The sequence below is a fragment of the Pseudokineococcus marinus genome, assembly GCF_013004605.1.
Classification (GTDB): domain Bacteria; phylum Actinomycetota; class Actinomycetes; order Actinomycetales; family Quadrisphaeraceae; genus Pseudokineococcus; species Pseudokineococcus marinus.
The window spans coordinates 1-1,474 of record NZ_JABEMA010000504.1 but is presented as its reverse complement, the minus strand read 5'-3'; the positions used below and the strand labels follow the sequence as shown (position 1 = coordinate 1,474).

The 1,474-nt window shown below is 79.3% G+C and carries 2 protein-coding genes; one reads left to right on the top strand and one right to left on the bottom strand.

Annotated elements, in window-relative coordinates; genetic code table 11:
• Window positions 1–404: 404 nt before the first annotated feature.
• On the top strand, window positions 405–947 hold the full coding sequence (locus tag HLB09_RS17040; protein ID WP_171204477.1) for a hypothetical protein: 543 nt from the start codon (window positions 405–407) through the stop codon (window positions 945–947).
• 93 nt (window positions 948–1,040) lie between these two features.
• Here the strand turns inward: HLB09_RS17040 and HLB09_RS17035 are convergent, their stop codons facing one another.
• Window positions 1,041–1,295 (bottom strand): helix-turn-helix domain-containing protein, encoded by a 255-nt coding sequence (locus HLB09_RS17035; protein ID WP_171204476.1) that lies wholly within the window; start codon window positions 1,293–1,295, stop codon window positions 1,041–1,043.
• Window positions 1,296–1,474: the final 179 nt, after the last annotated feature.

Sequence of the window (1,474 nt, the reverse complement as noted above, 5' to 3'; positions counted from 1 at the left end):
CGCCCGGCCGCGCCCGGGGCGGTGGTGCCCCGACGGGGGCGGCCCGGCGGGGGAGCGACGGGACGGACGCCGAGCGGACGGATGGCGGCCGGACGAGGGACGGCCGGACGGGGTGCGGCCGGACGCCGCGGGGGACGCCGGTCCCCGGGCGTGGAGGGGTTCGGGGCAGGTGGCGCTCACGGCAGCTCCTCGAGGACGTCGTCGACCGGAGGGGCCGGCCGCTGGGCCGACCGGGTGGTGCGCGGGCGTCGAGCGAGCCCCGCACCTCCGGCGTGGTGGGAGCAGTCCTACCCCGACACGCCTGCCGTTGACCATCGTTTGATGCTGTTTGGTGTCGAGGACCACCCGTCAGTGTGGCTGGGGGCCGTTCGGCCGTCGATAGCGCGCACCGGTACGGTGGGGCGGTGCGCTGGCAGCGGCTGTTCGAGGACCTCGAGGCGCAGCTCGAGCAGGAGGCCTCGGCCGAGCTGCGCGCCGAGGTGGCCGACCGCACGAGGGCGGAGCAGGCGGACGTCTGGCTCGCCGACCGGCTGCGGGCCGCGGGCCCTCTGGAGGTCGCGCTGCACCTGCGCGACGGCGCCGTCGTGGCGGGGCGCGTGGACGACGCGGCCCCGGAGTGGGTCGTCGTGGCGGAGGCCCGCGGTCAGGCCCTCGTCCCGCTGGCCTCGGTGTCGTCCGTCGCCGGCCTGCCGCGCCGTGTCGCCCCGCCGGCGGGAGCGGTGCTGCGGCGCACCTCCCTGCGGACCGCGCTGAGGGCGCTCGCCCGCGACCGCGCCGCCGTGCGCGCGGCGGTTGCCGGCGCCGAGCTCGCGGGGACGATCGACCGGGTCGCGGGTGACCACGTCGACCTGGCCCTGCACGCCCCGGGGGAGCCGCGACGGGCGGGTGCCGTCCTCGAGGTGCGGGCGGTCGCCATCGGGGCGCTGCTCGTGGTCCGCAGCGCCTGACGCCTCTCCAGCTCCGGAGCGGGAGGTCGAGCGCGGGGCGCCGAGGCCGGGACGGCGCCCCGGCGCGCGCCGACCGGGCGGCTCAGACCCCGGTCAGCCGCGCTCGAGCCCGTCCGCGGAGGCGGCCTCGGCCGCCTCGTCCAGCCCGCCGCGCTCGACCAGGGCCCGCGTCTGGGAGTACATGCGCTGGATGTAGGACTCGAGCTCGGTGGTCTCGACCCGCCACTGCCCGCGGCCGCCCACCTTGATGGCCGGGAGGTCGCCGGAGCGCACGAGGGCGTAGGCCTGCGCCGAGGAGATGGAGAGGATCTCGGCGACGTCCGCCAGCGGCAGGAATCGGGCGGGCACGCGTCCTCCTCGGGTCGGGCACGGCGCCGGTGGGCTGCCCCGCGGCGGCCGGCGGGCCCCGGAGGGGGCGCCGCGGCCGGAGTCTGGCACGCGGCCGGAGGACCCTGCGGCCCGGTCGGGTGACCCTGTGGACGACGGGGGCGGGGCGCGGCGTCGGCGCTGGCACGATCGCCGGGTCG